The sequence below is a fragment of the Brucella sp. TWI559 genome (genome assembly GCF_039674265.1).
Classification (GTDB): Bacteria; Pseudomonadota; Alphaproteobacteria; order Rhizobiales; family Rhizobiaceae; genus Brucella; species Brucella chromiisoli.
This window is the reverse complement of sequence record NZ_JBDJNE010000001.1, coordinates 337618-356160: the sequence shown is the minus strand read 5'-3', so window position 1 is coordinate 356160 and position 18543 is coordinate 337618. Positions and strand designations below refer to the sequence as shown.

The following is an 18543-nucleotide window of genomic DNA, read 5'->3' as shown; positions in this document are numbered from 1 at the left end:
TTCAGTAAATTCCGAGGAGAAATGCATGTCTGGTGCAACCGTCGAAAAATGGGGTGTTTTTGAAGCATCCTTTGCCGGACCTTCCACTGGCAACCCCTTTCTCGACGTGGCTTTTGATGCGATTTTCAAACATAAAAGCCGCGAAGTTCGTGTTCCGGGTTTCTATGACGGCGATGGAACCTATCGTCTCCGTTTTATGCCCGATATTGAAGGTGAGTGGACATTCACGACACGCTCAGCAACGAAAGAACTAAACGGCCATAAAGGCTGCGTTCAGGTAGAACGGCCTTCAGCGAACAATCACGGACCCGTTCGTGTTCGTAACAAGTTCCACTTCTCCTATGCGGATGGAACCCCGTTCTTTCCGTTCGGAACGACTTGCTATGCCTGGACGCATCAGCCGCTCGATATGCAGGACGAAACTCTGGAGACGCTTTCAAAAACGCGCTTCAACAAGATCCGTATGGGCGTTTTCCCGAAAGACTATCCTTACAACACCAACGAGCCACTGCATGCCTGCTTTGAAAAAGACGCAGATGGTAAAGAAGATTTCGGCAGACCGAATCCTGCCCATTTCAGGCATTTTGAAAAGCAGATTGCGGCGCTATGTGAGCTTGGTATTGAAGCTGACATTATCATGTTCCATCCTTATGATCGGTGGGGCTATGCGGATATGAGCGCAGGGCAGGATTACCGATATGTCGAATATCTGGCTGCCCGCCTGTCTGCCTATCGCAATGTATGGTGGTCGCTTGCCAACGAGTATGATTTCCTGCTCAACACAAAGCCAATCGAACAATGGGACCGATACTTCCAAATTTTAGAAGAGAACGATCCCTATCAGCATCTGCGCTCAATCCATAATGGCGACGTGAATTCCAACTACGATCACCGCAAACCATGGGTCACACATATCTGCATTCAAAACCCGGATGTGAAGAAAACGCAGGAATGGCGTGACACGTACGGCAAGCCGGTGGTGAATGACGAGCCGGAATATGAAGGGGACATTCTGGAATCCTGGGGCAATCTGAGCCCGCAGGAACTGGTGCACCGTTATTGGATATCGATGGCACGCGGTGGATATGTCGGACATGGTGAAACATATTCCGATGACAATGATCTCATCTGGTGGGCAAAAGGCGGCAAACTGCACGGCGAAGCGTGGAAGCGCATCGGCTTTCTCCGTGACCTGCTGGAAGCGGATGTTCAGTACGGTCTTGAACCTCTTGGGCCTGTCAAACAATGGCCCTGGTCACGCGTATCAGGTGCACGCGACGGCGATGGCGATTTCAGACTGATCTATTTTGGTGAACACCAGCCCGTCGTCTGGTCATCCGGGCTCCCGATGGATAGCGATGACTATGAAGTCGACCTGATCGACACATGGGCAATGACCATTGAACCGGCCAAAAAGATAGCCGCCCCTGTCACCCACCCAGTAAGACACGGCGCAATCGTGCGCGGGGGAAAGCCCGACGCTGCATTCGGCGTGTCAATCCCGCGCAAACCGTATCAAGCACTGCGCGTGCGCCGTAAGAAATAAATCAGGAAGGTTTGCATATGTCTGGATTAAGCATTGCGGATGTCAAAAAATCTTATGGAACGGTCGACATTATTCATGGTGTCGATGTCGAAATTAACGATGGTGAGTTTGTCATTCTCGTTGGCCCCTCAGGCTGCGGAAAATCAACACTGCTGCGCATGATTGCGGGTCTTGAAGACATCACTTCAGGTCAGATCAGCATCGGTGGACGCGTCGTTAACAACCTGCAACCCAAAGACCGTGATATTGCAATGGTTTTCCAGAACTATGCGCTTTATCCGCAAATGACTGTTGCTCAGAATATGGGCTTTGCACTGGAGCTTGCTGGCTCCAGCAAACAGGAGATTGCCAGAAAGGTAAATGAAGCGGCCGATATTCTTGGACTTCAGCCGCTTCTTGATCGAAAGCCGGCACAGCTATCGGGTGGCCAGCGGCAGCGTGTAGCAATGGGACGCGCAATCGTACGCAATCCCAAGGTCTTCTTGTTTGACGAACCGCTATCGAACCTTGATGCAAAACTTCGCGTTAAAATGCGCGCAGAAATTAAGGCTCTTCATCAACGATTGAAGACAACAATCGTCTATGTGACACATGATCAGATCGAAGCCATGACCATGGCCGATAAAATCGTTGTCCTGAACGGCGGCAAAGTTGAGCAAATCGGATCGCCGCTTGAGCTTTATGATCATCCGAAAAACATTTTCGTTGCTGGCTTCCTTGGATCTCCCGCAATGAATTTTCTAAGCGGAACCCTTAAAAATACCAAGCAATTGAATTTGGAAAATGGCTCGAGTGTAAAAATCGCCGGCGCACCCTCCGCTGCGGTTGGCAAAAACGTGGTTTTCGGCATCAGACCGGAAGACATTTCTAGCGGAGGTTCTGACGACATTGAGGCTGTTGTGAAGGTGGTAGAACCCACCGGCTCTGAAACGCACATTGTCCTGGATGTTCAGGGTCAAGAATTAACCTGGGTGGTGCGCGAGAGAACAACGCTTGAAGTTAGTCAAAAAGTGAATGTTTCTTTCGAAACTTCGAAACCGCACTTTTTTGATAGCGCCACCAAACAGCGCTTTGAAAATTAAAGCCTAGAAAATAAGCAAGCTATTGAGTCAACAGCTTCTGTCACACTTTCCAAAGCGTCTATGTGACGGCAAAGATTTTGATTAAATCATAAAGTAGCTTGCGCCCTAGCTTTGAGAAGAGGATCGAAAACCACAGCGCTTGAGGGGATAATCCCCCGATCATAAACTATCGTATCCGAGCGCACTGCCCGGGGCTGGAAGCGATTCCGATCATCTGGAGCGATCTGGCCCGCAATATATGGGGGCACATCCGATGCCAAGTCTTGTTGCCCAGATTTTTCAGGCAAGGCGCGCGCCATTGCTCAAGATCCGCCTGCCAATCCTCGTCCATCGACAGCCTCCGTCAAAGTGGACTCTTCTTAAATCCCAAAACTAAACTCCTGCCACAGGAGTGCTCGGCTCATTCCAGCCCATTAAATTGTAAAAAGCATAACGCCAGATACCAATTTCTTCATGTAAGACCATATCGAATGCAAGAAATGACATCGCTGAAGAAGACATATTTGTATGCGTCGTTTTCAGATATACTGCAGCGACAGGCTCAGGATGAACGCCAAAATGCGCCAAATAGAGCAAGTCGCGTTTTATGATCGGCGCTGCTTGAAGCAGAACAGTCTGAGATGGCTTGATATTTTTCAGAATGACAGCCGTATTTTTCGCATTCTGCCATGTATTACGGCTATTCTCATCAAGAAGGATATCTCTAGGGTTAATACCGGCCTTTTCGAGTTCTCTCGCTATGATTGCGGCTTCCGATACGCCCGTTCGTGCAACATCAGCGCCACTGGCAATGAATGTGCACTTCAAGCCAGCTTGAACACACTCATGGTTCGCGCGAACTGCCGCCAATATTGGCCCATAGGAAAACAGAAGAGGTTCCACGGTCTTTTGACCGATCTCATCAACGGATTGCGTTCCCGTACCGAAAATAAGAAATGCTGTATTGTCTTTGATCGAGGATTGCATTTTTGATGAATAAGGAGATTGCAAACGATGCAGCAGGTAACCGGGCAAAAAATTTGACGCAATCGAAATATAAAGAATGGTGCCAGCCGCAATAAACAAAAAGCTTATTTTTCGAAATTTAAAATTCCAAAAAAGAAACCCGGCAATAATTAATGCTATATTTAAGTTGAGTGCCATAAAAGCCCCCTTAATAAATCAAAGTTTATATCGTTCTATTCCAGGCACTGCCTCAGTGACAAACCCGCTTTTGTTAAAACTGAAACAGTCTGGATACCCCATAGTTTTGGCATTATTTTGCCAGGTCTCCACACGAAAAAGGGCCCCGTTTCCGGGACCCTTTTAAGTTATCTATTCTTGATTATAACGCGTTACCACTTCACTTTGAAGCCAGCTGTAGCCTTATATGCGTAGCTATCCGCAAAATGATTAAGTGAGGTGTTGATAGTGCCTTCGCCATAGATGGCATATTTACTATCCGCCCAGGCATATGTCCCACCAAAGCCGACGCCAGCCCATGTCCGGTCATTGTCAGTATCAAACTTCACGCCTGCCACCTTGACCGATGAACCGCTGAGCATCTCCTGATAGAGATTGGCAATACCATAGACAGTGGTATTGACCATCAGACCATCTTCACCCTTCCAGTCATTTCGATAGTTTGCGGCAAGCCCCAGACGACCGGTCAGACTGTCAGTATCATTGGTGCTAACACGCGCACCCCAGACATCGTTGAATGAATCGGCATTAATCGAAGACCACATCAACTGAGCCTGTGGAGTCAGCGACCAGCTTGGGGCCATATCAATACGCTGTCCGACTTCAACGCTCATCGCGTAACCTGTCGCCTTGCGACCATTGGCAAGACCGGTATTGGCTGTCCAAGAATCGAGGTCACTGTTGAACCAGGTCACCTGACCCTGTGTATCGACATAGAAACCATTATTACCATACCAGGTTGCGGTTGCTCCAAGGCTCCAGGCATCGGTGGTGATGGTTCCATCGCCGGAGTCGGACGAAACATCAGCCTTGCCATGGCCGTACTGGCCGTTGATTCCAGCAATCAGTCGTCCGCTTTCGCTTTCATAGAACTGCCCATCAACACCGGACTGCATGACAAAGGTATTAACGTCCTGCTTCATGCGAGCTGCCGAAGAGTTCGGCTCCAGACGGTTATGCGCACCTTCAACGCGAGCCCAAACGCCATGCTCGTCGACAACCGCACCAGAGCTCTGACCATCGCCACTGCTACCGTTCAGGTAACGCTCACCAACACGCTGCTGCAACGTTGAAAGCTTGTTGAGCGTCTGCATGCTCGATACATAGCCTTCATAGACCGGAACACCGGCACTATAGCGGGTAGCTGGCGGGTTGACCGGGTGGTTTGGATCAACAGGATGGTTTGGATCGACAGGGTTGTTTGGATCGACCGGATTGGTTTCCATATTGCTGGTGAGATACCAGTTGCCGTCTTGCGATGAAGCGGGGCTGTTTTTGCGCAGCGTATAGGCATAGGCACCACCTACAACAGCCTGCTTGCCGTCTTTGGTGACGTAATCGCCTGCCAGCTGGAAGTCACCATCCGATTTGCCACCAACATTGATAATCTGAATGCCGTTAACCGTCTTGGCACCAACACCATTCTGATTGTGGATCCGCAACGTTGTCTCACCCGATGTGTTACCGCCAACCTTGAGCATATCCGTTGCGGAATTATCGTCGCCGAGAACTGTATTGAGAACGAGCGTTCCGTTCTGCCCGGTGTAGTCGCCCTTGACATTCAACCGTGCACCAGCGCTTCCCGAACTGGTGATCATGCCAGCATTGGTCAAAGATGCGACGGTGCCGCTGAAGCCACCAATGTCGAGGCTGCCCTTGTCTGCAATGCTATAGGCGGACGCGTCACTCAAAGCCTGATTTGAGCCAATATGCAACTCGCCGCTAGCGATATTGGTCGCACCGCTATAGTCGGAAGTGCCATCCAGAAGCTGCGAGGCACCGTCCAGTGTCAGACCGCCAGAGCCGGTCAATGTGCCAGAGAATTGATCGCCCATCGTCAGGGTCAGATCACCGCCGGTCAACTTGACAGTGCCCTCGCCGCTCAGACCTGCAACCTTGGTGTTGAAGCCGTTCAGATCGGCAGTTCCGTCTTTTGCGACATTCAATGTGCCCGTACCGAAGGCGACATCGGCGATGCCTGCCTTTGCAATGCCCTTCTGAACATCAAGGCCGCCCGTAAAGCTGTTGGCACCGGAGAAATTGACCTCACCGCCACCCATCTGCACAACCCGGCCATCACCGCTGATCACGCCACCAAAGCCGACATTGCCGCTATGGTTGAATGCAAATGTGCCGTTATTGCTCACATCGCCGGTAATGCTGCCGCCATCATCAAGCTGCAATGTGCCGCCCCCAATGTTGGTGCCGCCGGTATAGGTATTGGCCTTTGTCAGAATTATCTTGCCAGAACCGAACTGGTTGAGACTACCGGCACCGCTGACCGTATGATCGAAGGTAAGAGTGTCGGTGCGGTTAAAGGCAAGCTTTGCATTCGCATCAACGGTCACATCACCAGCAACACTACCGGTTGTGCCTCCGTTGCCGATTTGCACAGTACCCGCTGCGATCCGCACATTGCCAGTATTGTCACCGGTCAGTGCCAGTGTGCCATTGCCCATCTTGTAGAGCGCTGCCGTTGGATCGCCAGCGGTATGATCAAACTTACCGGCAAAGACGCCGTCATCATCCGAAGCGACTGTCAGGGTTTTTGCTTTGGTGTGAATGGTGCCATCACCCGCAAGTCCACCGACAGTTATATTGTGCGTTGTCAGATCGACAACACCAGGTGCGTTGACGGTAAGAACCCCCGTGCCGAAAGCAAGGTCATCGGAACCTGCGTTAACTATACCTTCAGCCACTGTGAGACCACCGGTGAAGCTGTTATCGCCGCTCAGTGTGAGTGTGCCGGAACCCGTGTGCACGACCGAGCCTTCGCCGGTGATTTGGGCTGTAAAGTTCTGCGTATCATTGTGATTGAACGCCAAGGTGCTTTTGGTGTTCACGTCGACCTTGGTGGATGCCAGCATGCTCATTGCGCCGCCTGCACCAAGCTGCAATGTGCCGAGGCTGATTTTGGTGTCACCGGTATAGGTATTGGCACCGGTCAGAATGAGCGTGCCTTTGCCGGTCTTGTTGAGACCATTTGTACCCGCGATCACAGCACTGATCGTCGCTTTGGTTGCATCGCTGCCTGCTGAGCCGTCGCCCACGCGAATAATCGGGGCCGTGTTGCCATTTGCGAGGGTCAGCGTGCCGCCGCCCATCGTATAACCGTCAACGGCAAACTGCATACCCGCAGCGCCGACCCCTGCTGGAGCAATGGTCACTGTACCGGCAGTTCCGCCAAAGATTGCGAACTGGGCGTCGACCCAAGGGCCGTTCGCTGTGCCGTTTTCATTTGTCCAGTTGTTGCCGGTTCCCCACGTGCCAGTGCCGCCATGAACAGTGCCGTCACCTGTCGTGTTGGCACCATCCCAATAGCCCAGAGTCAGACCACCTGTGTTGGTGAGGGTAACGTCATGTTGCCCGACAGTAAGCGATATATTGGCAGCTTCAATCGCAGGATCCACAGTGCCGATTGTCAGATTAGTATTGGTCACAACACCGTCAGCGTGGAAGACGTTGTTAACGCCGATGCCAAAGCCACCATCATCGCTGATGTTGAGGGTGCCTCCGACGGTCAGATCGCCAGTGACATTGAACATTGCATCGGTGTCTGCACCCATGGCAACATTTGTCTTGCTGTTCGTATCCAATTTGAGGTCGCCGTTGAATTGAAGCGTCTGGCCTGAGACGCCAGAAAGTGTGCCGCCCACAATATGGGTATTGCCCGTGATGGTGCCATCGCCATCAAGTGTCCCATTTTCAGAGACCTGCACAGCACCGCCCAGCTTGCCATGCAAGGTGAATGTTCCCCCAAGGACATTGGTTGCGCCTGTATGCGCAGAACCATCACCATTATAGACCAGCTCGCCATCGCCGTTCTTAATGAGGTTGCCTGCACCCGTGATGGCACCATTGAGCGTTAAGGTTTTATCCGTCTTCACGAAGCCACCATTGGCACCAAAGTCAAATGTGCGGCCAGAGGTGAAGGCTGCGGTGTTGTTCAATGCGCCGCCATTGAAAGATAGCGCGCCACTTGCTGCACCCAAGGCTGCATCGGAAGCAACGGCAATGGTACCGGCATTGAGTTTGGTGCCGCCGCTATAGGTGTTGACACCGCTCAATGTCAGCGTGCCAGAGCCAAGCTGGACAACATCGCCCGTGCCGGAAATGACGGTGTCGAACTTATAGGCATTGGAGCGGTTGAAGGCGAGTGTGCTGTTGTTGGTTATGTCGGCGTAGAGAGACCCCGTCGTGCCACCATCACCCAATTGCAGCGTGCCGCCGCTGATGTTTACAGCACCGTTAAACTTACCCTCAGTGCTATCGCCCGTCAGCTTCGTGACGCCGGCAAGCTGATTGATTGTCGAGAAGTAAGAAGCCTTAGTGGAAATGGCCGCGTTAAAAACCGTGTCGCCCGTATGGTTAAAGTTGATGATTGGTCCAGGAAGCCCTGCTATGGGGACACCGCAACCAGAGCACAGATTAGAAGCGTCGAGTGTTCCGGCAGCGGTTGGCGCCTGACCAGCGGCCGCACCAATATTGATGACACTCGCATTGAACATTTGGAATGTGCCTGTATTCACTTTCACGACCGCGCCATCGGCGATGGTCAGCACGCCTTGTTCCTGCCCCCAGGCAGTAGTAGCCATCGGCGCCTGGGTTCCTATTATCAACGCGTTAGTCGTTAGCTCTGTGCCAGCGCCCGTTACAATAACCTCGCCATGGCGAGCACCTTCGGGGTTAGGATCAGAGCCAGAACCGATGAGAAAGTTTCCATTCCGACCTGGCTTTACAGCATCAACCTTGGCACCATCCTCAATGCGCACAGAAGCGGACACATTGCTACTTCCACCGACAGCGATACCACCAGTCTTAACAGTTGTGCCCTGTCCGGTGACAAGCATGCTTGCCGTTCCCGGATTGGTAAAAGTGCCTTTGTTTTTGGCAAGGGTAACGCTGTACTCCCCCAAGTCCAACGAAGCCCCGTTGCGTATAATAAGCTGGTCATTGCTGCCATTGCCTATCCCCATCGAAATACTACCAAGCTCAACCTTGGTGCCAGCACCGTCGATGGTGAAGGTGGAATTGTGCCCCGTGGCACCCTTCTCGCCAAAACTGAAAGTTTGCTCGGGGGCCGTTATGGTTGCACCGCCCGAGACCGTCAGGGTTGAATTCTCATTGACGCCCATGGTGATGGGGCCATCAGGGGTCCAGTTGGTGGTGCCTGTGACGGGCGCAGGCGAGAGATCGCCACTATAGGTAATCGCCGGATCAGCAAAAGCTGCCGTGGCACAGAGGCCACTGACTGCGAGTGTCAGCGTGGAAACCCCACATAAAAGCAACGTGCGCCCCGCCATACGCGACTTTGCACCGGCAGCATTGCGCAGTCTCATGTTTTGCTTATCCGTCATGTCGATTATCCATCTCCGTTGCTCGGGCTTTGTCTGGCCAAAACGACCGGCCCCGCATGCTTTTCTGCAATCTTATGCTCCCGCAACCGCTTGTTTTCGAAAAACAAAAGGCAACAGGTCCAATATATCAATAACGAGTCTTGTACATTCAGCCGCCCTTTAAGCAGACGAAGAGAATAAAAAGCAAGCTGAATCACAATTCAAAAACCGAAATGACAATAAGATCATAAATATTTATTTGTCAATTCGTGTAGAAAATTGCTAGCTATATCTAATATTCTTCATATATATACCAATAAATAATAGTTACTATGTTTTTACATGCTAAAATAAGAATTGCTATTATGAATTGAATTTATTTGAGAATCCGATCAGCGGTTTGCAAAAAGCCCGAAACATTGAAGCATCACCACCCGCAGCTCAAGCGCAGAAAGGGGGCTATGACCCGCCCATGCGCTGTGACATTGAAGCATCACCCCCACATCATTTTGAAGGCGCTCCCTTGAGGGGTATTTCCCGCTTTGATTGCGTTATTGGAAATATTCCCGCATTTGTTTACACGCTTTATCCTCAAGCGCACCGCAAAGCTTTGGAGCTTGCCACATGCATCAACTCCGCGCATCCTTTGCCTGCACGACATGATTTGTGGAGAGACCCAATGGACCAGCCAGCCTATGATCTCGAATTCGGCGAAATGATCCGTTGGCTGAAACAACATAAGCTCATTCTGCAATCCGATTTGCAAGGCAATGCAGAGCTATCGACGCACGCCGAACGCATCGGTCGAAAACGTCGGCGGGAGGCCGGGAATTCAACCGAACCAAGATATAAAGAACACGGATCAAATTAACCTGACACGGCAAAAGGAGGAGGGAAAAGATGCGCCGCAAAGGGCTCATATCTTTTGGACGACAGGGCGTATTTTACCGGCTGTTTTTCGTATGCGCCGCATGTGCCGTTCTCAGCAGTGTGGTGAGCCAGCATGGTGACAGCAGCTTCTGGCGCTCTGTGCATTATCTCACCAAGCCGACGGCAACACTGCTTCTGCTGTGTGCGATCCTCAATGCCCCGCGCCTGATTTCAAAGGCTTATGGCTTTGCCATTGCGACGGGCCTCGCCTTTGCCGCAGCCGGTGATTTTTTCCTTATGCTTCCCGGCGATTATTTTCTGGCCGGTCTGATCTGCTTTTTCATAACCCATTGCATCTATATTTATGCTCTGTGCCGCAAAGCGCATTTTACACAGCATAAACGCGTTCTCATTGTCTTCGCCGCGCTTTCAATCGCTATCATTGCCGGTTTGTGGACGGGCATACCAGGCGCGTTAAAAATACCTGTTGTGATTTATGCAGGCGCAATTGGCCTTATGGGCGCGCAGGCTTTCAGCCGCGCACTCTCAACCGCGTCTGAAACCATCGCGCATTACAGTGCGTGGCTTGCAGCGGCTGGCGGGTTATTCTTCATGTTAAGTGATACATTGCTTGCCTTTAACCGCTTCCACACACCCATTCCGCTTTCTGGACTCTGGGTTCTTGGCACCTATTATGTGGCGCAATTCCTTTTTGCCCGCTCAACTGAGAATTTTGCCTATGAACGCTGATCAAGCCCTATCGCAGCCGCAGCAATTGCAGACCACCTTTGAGCGCTTGCGGCAAAACTGGATCAGCCATCGCCCCGCCTATGAGCAGCGCGTGGATGATTTGCGCCTTCTGCGCAAAACTCTCCATGAACGCCTTGACGATATGGCAAAGGCTGTCAGTGCGGATTTCGGACACAGATCTGTGCACGAAACCTTGCTGGGCGAAGCAAGTGTTGTTTTCGCCGAAATTGACGAGACCATCCATCATCTCAAACGCTGGATGAAGCCGCAGCGCCGCAAGGCCGGCTGGAAATTATGGCCTGCGAAAGCGGAGGTGCGTTTTGTGCCGCTTGGCGTGGTCGGTATTATTTCGCCGTGGAACTATCCGGTCAATCTGGCACTGGCGCCGCTTGTGGCAGCGATTGCTGCCGGAAATCACGTCTTTCTCAAACCCTCCGAGCACACGCCTCAGACCGCCGCATTTTTACGCCGGCTGATTGGCGACGTCTTTGCTCCAGAAAGAGCAGCGGTTGCGCTGGGGGATGCCAAATTGTCAGCGGCTTTCTCCGCCCTGCCCTTTGATCATTTACTTTTTACCGGCTCGACGGCTGTAGGCCGAAAAATCATGAAAGCCGCCGCTGAAAACCTCACGCCGGTCACGCTTGAGCTTGGTGGAAAATCGCCAGCAATTGTCAGTGACAGCGCCAATCTCAAACGGGCTGCGGCATCCATTGCCACCGGCAAATATTTCAATGCAGGCCAAACCTGCATAGCGCCGGATTATGTGCTGATCCATCACAGCAAGCGCGATGCGTTTGTGGCCTTAATGCGTGAAGAAACGCAAAAGCGCTATACGGGATATTCAGCATCCGCCGATCGCACGACAATCATCAATGACATGCAATATGCACGCCTTTCCGGTCTGCTCGAAGATGCGAAAGACAAAAGCGAAGCCATTATTCCGCTTCTTGAAACATCTCCCACACAAAGCCATGCGCGAGCGATGACGCCTGCGCTCATTCTTGAACCCCACGCCGACAGCGCGATCATGAATGAGGAAATTTTCGGCCCGCTGCTGTCCGTCCTGAGCTATCGCTCCATTGATGAGGCCATTGCCATTGTGCTCGCACAGGAGCGTCCACTGGCGCTTTATTGTTTCAGCGACAACACAGCTGAAATCGAAGCCGTGCTTTCACACGTGGTTGCAGGCGGTGTCTGCATTAACGACACGCTCTACCATTTTGCTTGCGGTGATCTGCCTTTTGGCGGGGTTGGCCACAGTGGCATGGGCCATTATCATGGCAGGGATGGCTTTTTGACATTCTCAAAGGCCATGCCGGTGCTGACAAAATATGCGCCAGCGCCCACTGATTTGATCAAGCCGCCCTATTCCGGCCTCACGGACCGTATCATTCGCTTCATCACAAGATAGAAAACAGATACTGTTCAAACTGTAAAATGCCCTATTTATATGAGAATTGTTCAAATTCCGGCAAACAATGAGGCAGTCACGGGTGCAGAAGAAAAAAGACCCAGGTCGCATTTCAAAGAAGATATTGACCGCAATCCGCAACAGGCCCGGATTCCGACCGCCTCATGCCAATGTCGCTGAGGGCGACATTGTGATTGCGTCCTATAATGTGCACAAATGCATTGGTGTCGATAAGATCTTTGATCCACAGCGTACGGCCGATGTTATCAGTGAAATTGATGCCGATGTGATTGCATTGCAGGAGGCCGACAAGCGCTTTGGTGAGCGCTCGGGCCTGCTTGATCTCGGCCTGCTCGAAAAGCGGCACGGCCTTGTGCCGGTCCCCATCACCTCAACCATGCCCAAAGGCCATGGCTGGCATGGCAATGTGTTGCTGTTTCGCGAAGGTGTGGTGCGCAATGTCCGGCAATTATCGCTGCCCGGCGTAGAACCGCGCGGTGCACTGGTTGCCGATCTGCAATTTGCCACAGGTCCGTTGCGGGTCATCGCGGCCCATTTGGGACTTTTGAAACGGTCGCGCGAACAGCAGGCCGAAAGCATCCTCTCCGCCTTGCAGGAAGCCGATACGCTGCCGACGCTGTTGATTGGCGATCTCAATGAATGGCGTATCGGCAAACGTTCATCGCTGGCCTCATTGATGCCGACCTTCAACCATGTCGCGACCGCCGTGCCAAGCTTCCCCTCGCGTTTTCCGGTCTTTGCACTGGATCGCGTTCTGGGAACGCCGCATAATCTGGTGACATCTGTAGAAGTGCACAACACGCCGCTTGCACGCATCGCATCGGATCATCTGCCAATCAAAGCCCATCTTGACCTCAAGACAGCCACACAACTTCTGGAAGAATTCAACCCGTCACTGCTGACCAGCAATTCTACTCTTGAGACCTAAAGTATTTCCTGTTTCGATTGAAGCATTGAAAATGCTTTGCCTGTTGTTTTCACGCATTATCCTGCGCAAAACCGCTACGCACTTTTGCTGGAAATGCTCTTTTGCTCACGCATTATCCTACGCAAAACCGCTACGCACTTTTGCTGGAAATGCTCTAAAGATAAGGCGACCCGAGCCAAATAATACGATCAATCAACCGCTCATAAAATGGGCGATTTTTGAGGCGCGCGAGGTTCACTTCACGGCTGGTTTCGATCGCTTTTCCGATTCTTTCTTCTACCTGAAGGGCTATGTCCCGATCCAGAATTTCCATATCGATCTCAAAATTCAGCCGAAGCGAACGCGCATCCAGATTGGATGAACCGACATAAGACCAGGCGCTATCAATGGTCATGAGCTTGGAGTGATTGAAAGCGCCGCCCGCGCGCCAGATGCGGCAGCCGCCCTGAAGCAGCTGATCGAACTGTGCACGCATGGCACGATCCACCAGCTTGAGATTATTGACACCCGGCACAACCACATCGACCGATACGCCACGTCGTGCCGCTGTGACCAGCGCACTGATCAATTCACGATCCGGCAGAAGATAGGGTGACATAATCAGGATATGCTCCTGTGCAACCGAAAACGCACCCATCATCATGCGATGGTTGGTTTCAATATTCTTGTCCGGCCCCGACCCGACAATGCGGATAAGCTTGCCCGTTCCAGGCGGATCCTTGGGCGCGGCAATGCTCCATGCGTCACCCGTCAGCAACTCGCCCGTTGCAAAGCGCCAATCCTCGGAAGCCACATGAAACAAATCAGCAATCGCCGGGCCTTCGACGCGAAAATGCGTGTCAAAGGCCACCGCGTCGCCAGCAATGGCCTGCACGAAAGCACCGCGAATATTCATGCCGCCGGTAAAGGCAAGCTTGCCGTCAATGATTAGTATCTTACGGTGTGTGCGCAAATTCGCATAAGGCAGACGCAGCCCCATGATGATGTTGCCATTGAACACATCAACGGCAATATTTTTTTGCTTCAAAAGGCCGACAATGCTTGGAATGGAATAGCGCGCACCGACTGCATCGACCAGAACGCGAACTTCCACACCCCGTTTAACCGCATTCTCCAGAGCATCGGCAAATTGCTGGCCAATGGCATCGCGATCAAAAATATAGGTTTCGAGCATAATGCTGCGCTCGGCTTTGCCAATGGCTTCAAGCATTTGCGCATAGGCTTCGTCGCCGGTTTCCAGCATTTGAATGGTGTTGCCACTGGTGAAATCATAAAGGCTGACGGTGTCGCCGAGAATTTTCATCGCGCCAAATTGTTGGCCAAAGGCTGCACGAACACGATCATTGGTCGTATCGAAATGCGACAGGTGATAAAGCGCGATATTGCCCATGTCGCGCTGATGGCCAAGCGTGCTACGCCTGATGCGGTTGACGCCCGCCAAGGCATACACGACCGCTCCAACGATCGGCGAAAGCACAATCACACCAACCCAGCCAAGCGCAGTGCGCACCTCGTCTTTGGTAAGCGTTGCATGGATGGCAGCTATCGTGCCCAGGATTATGGACACGGCGGCGAGGATATGTGGCCAATAGTGCGAAAGAATATCAAACATGACCTGACCTTACCCCATAAATCAACGCAACAGCCAAGAGATATAGTGGAACCGCCGATCAGCCAACAATGTTTTCTCGATCTGCCCAAACTCTTTTAGTCCCACTGTTCAACCGAATGTTTTCCTTTATATTAGCGGCGGGACTGGAAATTAGAGGGACATCACATGGCAACAACTCAGAGTAATTTTAATCCGGCAAATCTTCCGAGCGAACTTTCGTCCAAATGGGGCTGGTTTGTCGCACTTGGCGTTGCATTGCTCATTCTTGGTGGCATTGCGTTCGGCAATCTCGTTCTGGCAACGGTCGTCTCCGTTTATTACGTTGGCATTATGATGCTGACTGCGGGTGTGATTGAAATCATCCACGCATTCGGCGTGAAAAGCTGGGGAAGCTTTTTCTTCTGGCTCTTGAGTGGTCTGCTCTATGCCGCAGCTGGTATCGTTGCCTTTATCAATCCAATTCTGGCCGCTGGCGTTCTGACATTCCTGCTTGCGGCAGCCCTTCTCGGTGCAGGTATTTTCCGTATCTGGATGGGCTTTCAGTCAAAACCTGCCGCCGGTTGGGGCTGGATTGTTGCGGCAGGCGTTGTCACCGCACTTGCCGGATTGGTCATCGCATTTCAGTGGCCGGTCAACAGCCTGTTCATTCTCGGCCTTTTTCTCGCAATCGATCTGATCTTCCAGGGCTGGTCGTTCATTGCTTTCGGTCTTGGCATCAAGCGCTAAAATCTGAACGCGAAAGCCTCAAAAGCGGCGTATCCCACGCCGCTTTTTCATTTCAACTCGACCTTTTCATCAAGGACTGCTAGATGCTGCGCACAATCTTCGCAGCTGCGTGTCGCGCCGCCCACCCTTTGCCATTACGAGTTTCTTCATGCCCGCTGATCATCCTGTTTCAAAGCGCCGTACCTTCGCGATCATCGCGCACCCAGATGCTGGTAAAACCACGCTGACCGAAAAGCTGCTGCTGTTTGGTGGCGCCATCCAGCTCGCCGGTGAAGTGAAAGCCAAAAAGGATCGCATCCAGACCCGTTCGGACTGGATGAACATCGAACGCGACCGCGGTATCTCCGTTGTCACTTCGGTGATGACGTTTGAGTATAAGGATTGCATCTTCAACCTGCTCGATACGCCGGGCCACGAAGATTTTGCCGACGACACCTATCGCACGCTGACCGCTGTGGATTCTGCCGTCATGGTCATCGATGCCGCAAAGGGCATTGAACCACGCACGCTGAAGCTCTTTGAAGTCTGCCGTATGCGCGACATTCCAATTGTCACCTTCATCAACAAGATGGACCGCGAAGCACGCGATCCACTCGAAATCCTTGATGAAATTGAAGAAAAGCTGGCGCTTGATACAGCGCCGATCACCTGGCCTATCGGTTCGGGCAAAAGCTTTGCCGGCACTTATGACCTGCACAACGATACCGTGCGCCAGAAAGATGCCGAAGAGCACCCCACCAAGGTCAGCGGACCGGAAGAAGCCGCGAAGCTTCTGCCTGAAAATGAACGCGAAGCATGGATTGAAAGTGTGGAACTTGCGCGCGGCGTCTGCCGCCCGTTTGATCTTGCGTCCTTCCGTGAAGGCCACATGACGCCGGTTTATTTCGGTTCGGCACTCAAAAATTACGGCGTGCGCGATCTGATCGAAGCCTTCTGCGACTTCGGCCCTTCCCCACGCGATCAGCAGGCCGACACCCGCATGGTCGGTGCGACCGAAGACAAGATGACCGGCTTTGTGTTCAAAATTCAGGCCAATATGGACCCGAACCACCGTGACCGTATTGCCTTCCTGCGCGTCTGTTCGGGCAAGCTGTCACGCGGCATGAAGGCCAAGCTGGTGCGTACAGGCAAGCCGATGAGCCTGTCTGCGCCGCAATTCTTCTTTGCACGCTCCCGCCAGATTGCTGACGAAGCCTTTGCGGGCGATGTTGTGGGCATCCCGAACCATGGCACATTGCGTATTGGCGACACGCTGACCGAGGGGGAAGATATCCTGTTCCGCGGCGTGCCGAACTTCGCGCCGGAAATCCTGCGCCGCGTCCGGCTTGATGATGCAATGAAGGCAAAGAAACTGCGTGAAGCGCTTCAGCAGATGGCGGAAGAAGGCGTCGTGCAGCTGTTTGTGCCGGATGATGGTTCACCGGCAATTGTCGGCGTGGTTGGCGCGCTGCAAATTGATGTTCTGACCGAACGTCTCAAGATCGAATATTCTCTGCCCGTTGGCTTTGAAATGTCGCGTTTCTCGATTTGCCGTTGGATTTCGGCAGATGATCCGGCAGAACTCGACCGCTTCATTGCCGCACACCGCGCCGACATTGCGCATGATCTCGACAATGATCCGGTATTTCTCGCGCAGAACGGCTTCTCGCTCAACTATGAAGCCGAGCGTTGGAAGGCAATCCGCTTTGACACGATCAAGGATTATCAGGTGCGCGATAAAGCCTGATCAACCCCTTATTCCATCCGCAGATGCGTCAGCTTCTGCGGATTTCGGATCAGATAGATCGTTTGGACTAGCCCGGCTTCGATCTGAAGAGCTGCCACTTGCGGCAAACCATCTGCTTCAAGGCTCATATGGCCGGGCAAACCATCAAACAGCGCGAAATGATGGATGGCAGGCACCTGCCCACAAGCCTTTCGAGCGATCCCTTCATAAAGCCGCATAATCTTTTCACGCCCATATATCGGGTTCAGCGCCGCATTGCGGATACCGCCGCCATCGGAATACATCACGACATCTTCCGCGAGAAGACCTTTCAGCGCCGTCATGTCACCGCTGCGGGACGCCTGAAAGAAAGCCTCGGCAAGTGTGCGCCCACGATCCTCGGGCATGGAGAACCGTGTCTTCTCCTGCCGGACATGGCTGCGTGCGCGGCTAGCCAACTGGCGACAGGCCACAGCATCGCGATCAAGCACGCGCGCAACCTCGTCAAAACCCATATCGAACACGTCATGCAAGAGAAATGCTGCCCGCTCCAGCGGCGACAGACGGTCGAGCGCCAACATCAGTGTCAGCGTGATGTCATCGCTGTGATCTTCCTCATGCTCGACAAGGGGTTCAGGCAACCATGTGCCGGGATAAGTCTCGCGCCGCACACGGGCAGATTTCAGATGGTCGAGCGCTAGACGGCTGACCACGCGCGTGAGCCAGCCCTGCGGCTCACGGATGGTTGCCCGATCCGCAGCACTCCAGCGCAACCATGCATCCTGCACAATGTCTTCGGCTTCGGCATGGGTGCCAACCATACGATAGGCAATGCGAATGAGCCGAGGCCGCAAGGCCTCGAACAGATCCGTATCATTTATCGCAAGCTCAGGCGAGGGTTGCATCGGTTTTGACCGGATGAACGAGACGAAAGCCAACGGCAATGCGGTTCCATGCATTAATGGTGGTAATCAGCAGGGTCAGATTGACGATCTCTTCGTCTGAGAAATGCGCTTTCAAAGCATCAAAATCCTTATCCGGTGCGCCCGTCTGCGCCAGCAGGGTCAGCGCCTCTGTCCAGCCAAGTGCCGCCCGCTCCCGCGCAGTATAAAGCGGGGATTCACGCCATGCAGCAACCAGATAGAGGCGCTCTTCGGTTTCGCCAGCCTTCCGCGCATCAGCCGTATGCATATAGATACAATAGGCGCAGCCATTGATCTGCGAAGCGCGGATTTTCACCAGCTCATAAAGGCTATATTCAAGCCCTGATGCAGCAACACGCTTTTCCAGCTCCACCATTGCCTGCATGATCTGCGGTGCGAAAGTGTAAGGGGCAAGTCTCTGTTCCATGATTTTTCTCCTAGATGCCGACCA

13 protein-coding genes are annotated in these 18543 nt (G+C 52.6%); 8 read left to right on the top strand and 5 right to left on the bottom strand.

The features are described 5' to 3' along the window. Nucleotides 1-25: 25 nt before the first annotated feature. Together ABE530_RS01630 and ABE530_RS01625 are read left to right on the top strand one after the other, a co-directional pair. Nucleotides 26-1546, top strand: coding sequence for a DUF5060 domain-containing protein (locus ABE530_RS01630; protein WP_499693385.1), 1521 nt, complete (start codon nucleotides 26-28; stop codon nucleotides 1544-1546). A 17-nt stretch (nucleotides 1547-1563) separates the two neighbouring features. Beyond that, nucleotides 1564-2628: an ABC transporter ATP-binding protein gene (locus ABE530_RS01625; RefSeq protein WP_499693384.1), complete on the top strand. Its 1065-nt coding sequence runs from the start codon at nucleotides 1564-1566 to the stop codon at nucleotides 2626-2628. Between the two features lie 372 nt (nucleotides 2629-3000). On the opposite strand, the gene ABE530_RS01620 is transcribed toward ABE530_RS01625, so the two are convergent. Both ABE530_RS01620 and ABE530_RS01615 read right to left on the bottom strand, forming a co-directional pair. Further along, a complete protein-coding gene (locus ABE530_RS01620) occupies nucleotides 3001-3771 on the bottom strand; it encodes a YdcF family protein (protein ID WP_265982867.1) in 771 nt (256 codons plus the stop codon). 191 nt (nucleotides 3772-3962) lie between these two features. Further along, nucleotides 3963-9167: an autotransporter outer membrane beta-barrel domain-containing protein gene (locus tag ABE530_RS01615; RefSeq protein ID WP_499693383.1), complete on the bottom strand. Its 5205-nt coding sequence runs from the start codon at nucleotides 9165-9167 to the stop codon at nucleotides 3963-3965. 658 nt (nucleotides 9168-9825) lie between these two features. Here ABE530_RS01615 and ABE530_RS01610 point away from each other — a divergent pair. The 4 genes from ABE530_RS01610 to ABE530_RS01595 all read left to right on the top strand — a co-directional run bounded on the left by ABE530_RS01610 (nucleotide 9826) and on the right by ABE530_RS01595 (nucleotide 13126). Continuing rightward, nucleotides 9826-10017, top strand: a complete 192-nt coding sequence (locus ABE530_RS01610) for a hypothetical protein (RefSeq protein ID WP_499693382.1) — start codon at nucleotides 9826-9828, stop codon at nucleotides 10015-10017. 29 nt (nucleotides 10018-10046) lie between these two features. Then, nucleotides 10047-10766: a lysoplasmalogenase gene (locus tag ABE530_RS01605; RefSeq protein WP_265982862.1), complete on the top strand. Its 720-nt coding sequence runs from the start codon at nucleotides 10047-10049 to the stop codon at nucleotides 10764-10766. Continuing rightward, a complete protein-coding gene (locus ABE530_RS01600) occupies nucleotides 10756-12177 on the top strand; it encodes a coniferyl aldehyde dehydrogenase (protein ID WP_499693381.1) in 1422 nt (473 codons plus the stop codon). Before ABE530_RS01605 ends, ABE530_RS01600 begins: the two co-directional genes overlap by 11 nt. An 82-nt stretch (nucleotides 12178-12259) precedes the next feature. Beyond that, nucleotides 12260-13126 carry an endonuclease/exonuclease/phosphatase family protein gene (locus ABE530_RS01595; RefSeq protein WP_499693380.1) on the top strand — a complete coding sequence of 289 codons (867 nt, stop codon included), beginning with the start codon at nucleotides 12260-12262 and terminating at the stop codon, nucleotides 13124-13126. A 154-nt stretch (nucleotides 13127-13280) separates the two neighbouring features. Here the strand turns inward: ABE530_RS01595 and cls are convergent, their stop codons facing one another. Continuing rightward, a complete protein-coding gene (cls, locus tag ABE530_RS01590) occupies nucleotides 13281-14738 on the bottom strand; it encodes a cardiolipin synthase (RefSeq protein ID WP_499693379.1) in 1458 nt (485 codons plus the stop codon). 165 nt (nucleotides 14739-14903) lie between these two features. Between cls and ABE530_RS01585 the strand changes: the two genes are divergently transcribed. Next, nucleotides 14904-15464 carry an HdeD family acid-resistance protein gene (locus tag ABE530_RS01585; RefSeq protein ID WP_265982856.1) on the top strand — a complete coding sequence of 187 codons (561 nt, stop codon included), beginning with the start codon at nucleotides 14904-14906 and terminating at the stop codon, nucleotides 15462-15464. A gap of 148 nt (nucleotides 15465-15612) precedes the next feature. After that, nucleotides 15613-17190 (top strand): peptide chain release factor 3, encoded by a 1578-nt coding sequence (locus ABE530_RS01580; RefSeq protein WP_265982855.1) that lies wholly within the window; start codon nucleotides 15613-15615, stop codon nucleotides 17188-17190. Nucleotides 17191-17198: 8 nt separating this feature from the next. On the opposite strand, the gene ABE530_RS01575 is transcribed toward ABE530_RS01580, so the two are convergent. Then, a complete protein-coding gene (locus tag ABE530_RS01575; protein ID WP_499693378.1) occupies nucleotides 17199-18074 on the bottom strand; it encodes a sigma-70 family RNA polymerase sigma factor in 876 nt (291 codons plus the stop codon). Then, on the bottom strand, nucleotides 18058-18519 hold the full coding sequence (locus tag ABE530_RS01570; RefSeq protein WP_265982853.1) for a carboxymuconolactone decarboxylase family protein: 462 nt from the start codon (nucleotides 18517-18519) through the stop codon (nucleotides 18058-18060). Before ABE530_RS01570 ends, ABE530_RS01575 begins: the two co-directional genes overlap by 17 nt. Nucleotides 18520-18543 lie beyond the last annotated feature (24 nt).

Excerpts from the sequence above, each read along its gene's own strand:
- ABE530_RS01630 (WP_499693385.1), top strand. The coding sequence starts at position 26 with ATGTCTGGTGCAACCGTCGAAAAATGGGGTGTTTTTGAAGCATCCTTT.
- ABE530_RS01625 (WP_499693384.1), top strand. The coding sequence starts at position 1,564 with ATGTCTGGATTAAGCATTGCGGATGTCAAAAAATCTTATGGAACGGTC.
- ABE530_RS01620 (WP_265982867.1), bottom strand. The coding sequence starts at position 3,771 with ATGGCACTCAACTTAAATATAGCATTAATTATTGCCGGGTTTCTTTTT.
- ABE530_RS01615 (WP_499693383.1), bottom strand. The coding sequence starts at position 9,167 with ATGACGGATAAGCAAAACATGAGACTGCGCAATGCTGCCGGTGCAAAG.
- ABE530_RS01610 (WP_499693382.1), top strand. The coding sequence starts at position 9,826 with ATGGACCAGCCAGCCTATGATCTCGAATTCGGCGAAATGATCCGTTGG.
- ABE530_RS01605 (WP_265982862.1), top strand. The coding sequence starts at position 10,047 with ATGCGCCGCAAAGGGCTCATATCTTTTGGACGACAGGGCGTATTTTAC.
- ABE530_RS01600 (WP_499693381.1), top strand. The coding sequence starts at position 10,756 with ATGAACGCTGATCAAGCCCTATCGCAGCCGCAGCAATTGCAGACCACC.
- cls (WP_499693379.1), bottom strand. The coding sequence starts at position 14,738 with ATGTTTGATATTCTTTCGCACTATTGGCCACATATCCTCGCCGCCGTG.
- ABE530_RS01585 (WP_265982856.1), top strand. The coding sequence starts at position 14,904 with ATGGCAACAACTCAGAGTAATTTTAATCCGGCAAATCTTCCGAGCGAA.
- ABE530_RS01580 (WP_265982855.1), top strand. The coding sequence starts at position 15,613 with ATGCCCGCTGATCATCCTGTTTCAAAGCGCCGTACCTTCGCGATCATC.
- ABE530_RS01575 (WP_499693378.1), bottom strand. The coding sequence starts at position 18,074 with ATGCAACCCTCGCCTGAGCTTGCGATAAATGATACGGATCTGTTCGAG.
- ABE530_RS01570 (WP_265982853.1), bottom strand. The coding sequence starts at position 18,519 with ATGGAACAGAGACTTGCCCCTTACACTTTCGCACCGCAGATCATGCAG.